Below are 6,000 nucleotides of genomic sequence, written 5' to 3'. Positions count from 1 at the left end.
TAACGGGATTGGTAGTATGAAGCATGAGAGTTACCTCGTGTTTTGTATAAGGATTCGACACCCATATCAAAACCGGTAACTCTCAACCTTTCAAGGCCATGTGTCAGATCAAGTCGCGACTAATACAAGTAAGTGAACGGCCTGACCTGACCAATCAGGCCTGCTCATCCCGTTGCAGCTGGTAAATATATAAAAACAAACCGCAGTTATGCTACTTCGAACAATATTTAAACTCTTCTCTAAGTAAGCCAAAAACCCAATCATCTTGCCAACAATCATGCAGGAAATAGTTTTGTCTCAGCGTGCCTTCTTGTTGAAAGCCGATTTTTAGCAAGGTTCTACGCGAGGCCTCGTTTCCTGAAGTCACCGTGGCGGTTAACTTGCGATACTGATGAGTATCAAAGGCGAATCGGGCAATATCTCTCAGCGATTCACTGCCAAAACCCTTACCATGAAATTCAGCGGCGAGGATGAAACCGACTTCTGCTATGCCATCACCACGCTCAATAAAACCAGTGACACCAATGGGTACCTCTGAGCCCTTTTGACTGATAATCATGCATAGCCAGTGTTCGCTACCTTTATGCCAGGCTTGCAGGCGTTGCTCGAAAGACTGAACTCTGATTTCGTCTTCCGTCCGTGAATCGCTAATAAACTGCATCACATCACGGTCCTGGTTTAATGCCAGGAAAAATGGCCAGTCCGTGGGTTCAAGGCAACGATAATCAAGCGTTGAAGAAGAAATTTCATGCATCAACCATTTCCTTTTAGAAGATAAATGTTTTCGTCAGATTCACTTCTTCTGTGCTTCAGACAATTGCCGGCTTATCGCTTCACGCCGCGGATCATCCGGCGGCAACAATACCAGCATACGTTGCAATGTTTCCACGACCTGCGGATAGTCTTCATTGCGCAGCGCGCATAGAGCCAGCAGTTCCAGAATGGACAGGTTCTTTGGCTGACGCTGGAGTAAATCGCGTAATAAAAACGCCGCCATTTGAGCCTGTCCCTTATCGCCTGCCCTCACCAGCGCGTTGGCATAGTCAAAGGTGACCGAGGGATCATTTGCCGCCAACTGGTGAGCGCGAGCGAAAGCACCTATTGCCGTTTCGCCATCATCCAGCACCATACCGATGCGGCCCAGCATCTGCCAGCCCGCCAAATCGTCGGGTTGTTTCTGCAATTGACTGCGCAGTCCAAGACGGAGTTCGGCTATTTCGTCCATTCGCAGCGGACGAGCGCCAGGATCTTTTGCCCGTTGCAACAATTGCGGAAACTGATGCTCCGCCTGCTGCCATAGCAAAACCTGACCAATATCACTGGTCTTCAGATAGATCCCCACACTCAGCAATACCAGCGCCAGCGCGCCGGGCAGCAACACCCAACGGCTGACTGGCTGCCGGGTTGTCTCCGGTGCTGAACCTGGAATATCCGCCAGCAGCGTACGTTGCAGTTCAACAACCATTTCCCCTCGGGTATCCGGGTTTTCCTGTTCCAGCTCCTGCAGACGTGCCTGGTAAAACGTGCGATTCAGCGTGTCGCGATTGCTTCCGCCGCTCACCTTCCACGGGAAATACAACAGCGCCAGACCTCCTGACAACAAGAGTATCAGCGCGATAAGAAACACACTCATGCATCATTTCCTTTTTTCAATAACGCCGTCAGGCGCTCACGCTCTTCTGTACTCAACGTTTCTCCGCCCGTAGCACGACGTCGCGCACGCACAACCACCATACCGCACCCGGCGATCACAAAAATCCCGGGTAACAACCAAAGCAAAAGAGTGCCGGGCGTCACCGGCGGTTCATAACTGACAAAACTGCCATAACGCGCCACCATATAATCGATAATCTGCTTTTTACTCTGACCCTGCTGCATCAATTGATAGACCTTAAGTCGCATATCGGCGGCAATCATCGCATTGGAATCAGCAATACTGTTGTTCTGGCATTTTGGGCAGCGTAACTGTGATGTTATCTCGCGAAATGCCTGCTCCTGCGCTTCATCTTTAAACTGCCAGGTATCAATTACCGCCAGCGCACTGTGCGTCAACAACAGCATAAATAGCCCCATGACCCAGCGTTTCACGATGTCGACTCCCGGCTGTATTTTTCCCACAGCGGCAGTAGCTGCTCACGCCAGACCTGTTCATTGAGATCGCCAGCATGGCGCCAGCGGATAATGCCGCGCCCGTCAATCAGAAAAGTTTCCGGCGCGCCGTAAACACCCAGATCCAGCCCCAGCATGCCGTTACCGTCAAACAGGCTAAGGGAATAAGGATTACCGAGACGATTAAGCCAGTCCACCGCCTTCTGCCGCTCATCCTTATAGTTCATGCCGACAACGCGAACCCCCTGCTTTGCCAGCGTATTCAGAAACTGATGCTCCGCACGGCAGGTCGGGCACCAGGTCGCCCAGACATTTAGCAGCAGCGGTTTACCGCTAATGAGCACTGAGCGATCGTACAATTTCCCCGGGTTATCTAACGCTTCAAGACGGAATGCCGGCACCGGTTTGCCAATCAGCGCGGATTCAAGCGTCGTCGGATCGTCGCCGTTGGCATTGCGCATGAGTTGCCAGAACAATGCCACCGCCAGGGCGAGAAACAGCGCCAGCGGAATAAAAAGTAATCTGCGGTTCATCACGCCTCCTGCAACTTCTTACGCATTCTGTAACGCGGGTCGAGCATGCAACAGAGGCCGCCCAACGCCATCAGTACGCCACCGTACCAAATCCAGCGAACAAACGGTTTGTAGTACAGGCGCACCGCCCAACTGCCATCGCTCAGTTGCTCGCCCAGCGCGGCATACAAATCGCGAGTCAGTCCGCCGCTAATCGCCGCTTCGGTCATCATGACCCGGCTGACGTTATAGAACCGTTTTTCCGCATACAATGTGGCTTCCGGCTGCCCGTTACGGGTGACCTCGATAACCCCCGCGCCCCCGCGCCAGTTGGGACCAGCGATGTCGCGCACGCCGCGGAACACAAAGTGATAGTGATGGATATCAATACTGTCGCCAGCTTTCATGCGCACATCGCGTTCAATGCTGTAATTCTGGCTAAAAGCAATACCGATGATGGTCACCGCCACCCCGACATGACCCAGCACCATTCCCCACTGGCTACGCGATAAGGTCCGCAACCCGAGCCAGAAACTCTGCCGATGCGTCGCCCGTTCATGGACCTCAATAAGGGCGAAAATAAGAACCCAGATCGCCATCATCAGGCCGATAACGGCCATCGCCTCAATGCTATCCTGCAGCAGCCACGGTAATGCCAGGGAAAGTAACAGTGTCACCAATAGTGAAATAACGAGCCGTTTAAGTTGCTTCCCTGCCTTATCACGCCGCCAGCGTATCAGAGGCCCAATCCCCAGGAGCAAAGCAAACGGCGCCATCAACGCGCTAAACATAGTGTTGAAAAACGGCTCGCCGACAGAAATACTGCCGAGTCCCAGTTCTTTATGTACCAGCGGCAACAACGTACCCAGCAGCACCACCAACATGGCGGCGACCAGTAAAATGTTATTGCCAAGCAAAAATGATTCCCGCGACCATAATGCATAGTCGACGCGCGCCCGCACGCCGCCACCTTTTATCGCGTAGAGCAGCAATGACCCCCCGATAAGGATCACCAGTAGCGCGAGGATAAACATCCCGCGCGAGGGATCCGAAGCAAATGAGTGGACCGAAACCAGCACCCCGGAACGCACCAGAAAGGTGCCTAGCAGGCAAAGAGAAAACGCGGTAATCGCCAGCAGTACCGTCCAGGCACGGAAGCTGCCGCGTTTTTCTGTCACCGCCAGCGAATGCAGCAATGCGGTGCCGACCAGCCACGGCATAAAAGAGGCGTTTTCCACCGGGTCCCAGAACCACCAACCGCCCCAGCCCAGCACGTAATAGGACCATGCCGATCCCAGTACGATGCCGAGAGTAAGAAAAACCCACGCCGCCTGGGTCCAGGGACGCGACCAGCGCGCCCAGGCCGTATCCAGCCTCCCGGCAAGCAACGAGGCAATAGCGAAGGCAAACGCAACCGAAAAACCGACATACCCCATATAGAGAATCGGGGGATGAAAAATCATGCCGGTGTCCTGCAGCAGCGGATTGAGATCCCGTCCGTCAACAGGATAAAGAGGTAACGTCCGCGTGAAGGGATTTGACGTAAACAGGATAAAAAGCAGAAAGCCAAAAGCTATCATCCCCATCACGGCCAGCACTCTGGCTACCGCATCCAGCGGCATCTGGCGACTGAACAGCGCGACGGCGAAGGTCCAGAGACTCAGCAGAAGTATCCACAGCAGCAGAGAGCCTTCATGGGCGCCCCAGGTCGCGGCAACCCGATACCAGACCGGCAGCATGCTGTTAGAGTTTTCCGCCACATAGCGCACGGTAAAATCATTTACCACAAAGGCATGAACCAGCAGCAGAAAAGCGCCGGCAATGCAGAAAAATAACGCGCAAGCCAGCGGGCGGGCCAGCGCCATCAGGCGCGAGTCCTGCCGCGCGGCTCCCCACAGCGGATAAATACTCAGCAAAAGCGCAATCCCTGTAGCCAGGCAAAGCAGATAATTACCCAGTTCCGGCATCATGGCTGCGTTCCTTTATCAACAGGTTTCATTGCGTCTTTCACTTCCGGTGGCGTGTAATTTTCATCATGTTTGGCTAACACCTGCTGCGCGGTGATATGTCGGCTGGCATCAAGGACGCCCTGAGCGACCACGCCCTGCCCTTCACGGAACAAGTCTGGCAGGATTCCCTTGTAGCTAACGTCAACCACGCCGCGAGCATCATACAGTTTGAATGTGACAGCCAGCGTCTGCGCATCGCGTTTCACACTGCCGGGCTGCACATAACCGCCGACACGCAGGCGCTGGCCGATATGGGGTTTCTCGTGATTTTCTGTTTTGCCGTAAATAATTTCCCCGGGGGTATAGAACAGATCGATGTTCGCTCCCAGGGCATACAGCGTCAGGCTAACAGTCAGCCCCAGTCCGGCCAGCAGGGCCAGTATCATATAGAGTCGGGTCTTACGACGCGTTTGCATCTGCGCCCTCCGCTTTACTACTCCGCGCGGCACGCATACGCCGTTCGCGGGCCAACTGGCGACGGACTTCACGGAATAGAGCCCGACGCTGTAACACCGTGTGTAGCGTCAGAAAAGCAAAAGCGGCCAGCGTTGCAGCCACCGCCAGCCACACGTAAAACGCATATCCCCCCATCGCCAGAAAGGCGGTGACAGAAGAAAAAGCGGGCGTCATTTCACGGCTCCTTTAGTCACCAGCGCGACAACCCACGGACGGCGGCGCTCTTGTTGTAAAATCAGGTTACGCAGGCGCATCAACGTCAACGTTGCCGCCAGGCTGAAAAAAGCGAAAATACAAATCCGCAGCGGCATACGCATGGCCGGCGCGATCGTCTGCTGCATATTGGTTGACCCCTGGTGCAAAGTATTCCACCAGTACACCGAATAATGGATAATTGGCAGGTTTACCACCCCAACCAGCACCAGTATTCCGGCAGCTCTGCCCGCCAGACGGCGGTCATCGAATGCGTGCCACAGGGCGATAATCCCGGCATAGAGAAACAAAAGCACCAGTTCTGACGTCAGTCGCGCATCCCAGACCCACCAGGTTCCCCACATGGGTTTACCCCATGCGGAGCCGCTTACCAGCGCGACAAACGTACAAACCGCACCAACCGGCGCCAGCGCCGCGACTGACAAATCCGCCATTTTTACCTGCCAGACAGCCCCGGTAAACGCGGCGATAGCCATCGCCAGATAAATCCCCATAGATCCTATTGCCGTGGGAACGTGTAGATACATAATTCGGTAACTTTCCCCTTGCTGATAATCCGCCGGAGCGTAAACAAAGCCCCAAATCAGACCGATCGTCAGCAACAGCGCGCTTAACGTCGCCAGCCAGGGGATCCAGCGCCCGCACAGGCCATAGAGCCGCTCGGGCATCGCCAGTTGATGCAATGCTTTCCACATAAATTT

The 6,000-nt window shown here is 54.4% G+C and carries 8 protein-coding genes; all 8 read right to left on the bottom strand.

Going from position 1 to position 6,000, the window contains the following annotated elements; genetic code table 11:
* Window positions 1-211 precede the first annotated feature (211 nt).
* From ABK821_RS14535 to ABK821_RS14500, 8 genes are read right to left on the bottom strand one after another with little or no spacing between them, the layout of a single operon-like run.
* On the bottom strand, window positions 212-754 hold the full coding sequence (locus tag ABK821_RS14535) for a GNAT family N-acetyltransferase (protein ID WP_138362290.1): 543 nt from the start codon (window positions 752-754) through the stop codon (window positions 212-214).
* Between the two features lie 39 nt (window positions 755-793).
* A complete protein-coding gene (gene ccmI / locus ABK821_RS14530) occupies window positions 794-1,633 on the bottom strand; it encodes a c-type cytochrome biogenesis protein CcmI (protein WP_142501950.1) in 840 nt (279 codons plus the stop codon).
* A complete protein-coding gene (locus ABK821_RS14525; protein WP_374043512.1) occupies window positions 1,630-2,073 on the bottom strand; it encodes a cytochrome c-type biogenesis protein in 444 nt (147 codons plus the stop codon). The genes ccmI and ABK821_RS14525 overlap by 4 nt, the downstream gene beginning before the upstream one ends.
* An 11-nt stretch (window positions 2,074-2,084) precedes the next feature.
* On the bottom strand, window positions 2,085-2,642 hold the full coding sequence (locus ABK821_RS14520) for a DsbE family thiol:disulfide interchange protein (RefSeq protein WP_395033973.1): 558 nt from the start codon (window positions 2,640-2,642) through the stop codon (window positions 2,085-2,087).
* Window positions 2,642-4,591, bottom strand: a complete 1,950-nt coding sequence (locus ABK821_RS14515; RefSeq protein WP_343178381.1) for a heme lyase CcmF/NrfE family subunit — start codon at window positions 4,589-4,591, stop codon at window positions 2,642-2,644. Before ABK821_RS14515 ends, ABK821_RS14520 begins: the two co-directional genes overlap by 1 nt.
* Window positions 4,588-5,046: a cytochrome c maturation protein CcmE gene (ccmE, locus tag ABK821_RS14510; RefSeq protein ID WP_138362288.1), complete on the bottom strand. Its 459-nt coding sequence runs from the start codon at window positions 5,044-5,046 to the stop codon at window positions 4,588-4,590. Before ccmE ends, ABK821_RS14515 begins: the two co-directional genes overlap by 4 nt.
* Window positions 5,030-5,260 carry a heme exporter protein CcmD gene (ccmD, locus tag ABK821_RS14505; protein WP_343178382.1) on the bottom strand — a complete coding sequence of 77 codons (231 nt, stop codon included), beginning with the start codon at window positions 5,258-5,260 and terminating at the stop codon, window positions 5,030-5,032. The genes ccmE and ccmD overlap by 17 nt, the downstream gene beginning before the upstream one ends.
* Entirely contained in the window at window positions 5,257-5,994 is a 738-nt protein-coding gene (locus ABK821_RS14500) for a heme ABC transporter permease (protein WP_142502415.1), read from the bottom strand. The genes ccmD and ABK821_RS14500 overlap by 4 nt, the downstream gene beginning before the upstream one ends.
* Between the last annotated feature and the right edge of the window lie 6 nt (window positions 5,995-6,000).

The organism is Klebsiella sp. KE9456, from assembly GCF_043832615.1.
GTDB lineage: Bacteria > Pseudomonadota > Gammaproteobacteria > Enterobacterales > Enterobacteriaceae > Klebsiella > Klebsiella indica.
The sequence above is the reverse complement of the archived record's forward strand: the minus strand, read 5'-3'. Positions and strand labels throughout refer to the sequence as shown.

Coding starts and splice junctions, on each gene's coding strand:
- ABK821_RS14500 (WP_142502415.1), bottom strand. CDS start 5,994: ATGTGGAAAGCATTGCATCAACTGGCGATGCCCGAGCGGCTCTATGGC.
- ABK821_RS14520 (WP_395033973.1), bottom strand. CDS start 2,642: ATGAACCGCAGATTACTTTTTATTCCGCTGGCGCTGTTTCTCGCCCTG.
- ccmI (WP_142501950.1), bottom strand. CDS start 1,633: ATGAGTGTGTTTCTTATCGCGCTGATACTCTTGTTGTCAGGAGGTCTG.
- ccmE (WP_138362288.1), bottom strand. CDS start 5,046: ATGCAAACGCGTCGTAAGACCCGACTCTATATGATACTGGCCCTGCTG.
- ccmD (WP_343178382.1), bottom strand. CDS start 5,260: ATGACGCCCGCTTTTTCTTCTGTCACCGCCTTTCTGGCGATGGGGGGA.
- ABK821_RS14535 (WP_138362290.1), bottom strand. CDS start 754: ATGCATGAAATTTCTTCTTCAACGCTTGATTATCGTTGCCTTGAACCC.
- ABK821_RS14525 (WP_374043512.1), bottom strand. CDS start 2,073: ATGGGGCTATTTATGCTGTTGTTGACGCACAGTGCGCTGGCGGTAATT.
- ABK821_RS14515 (WP_343178381.1), bottom strand. CDS start 4,591: ATGATGCCGGAACTGGGTAATTATCTGCTTTGCCTGGCTACAGGGATT.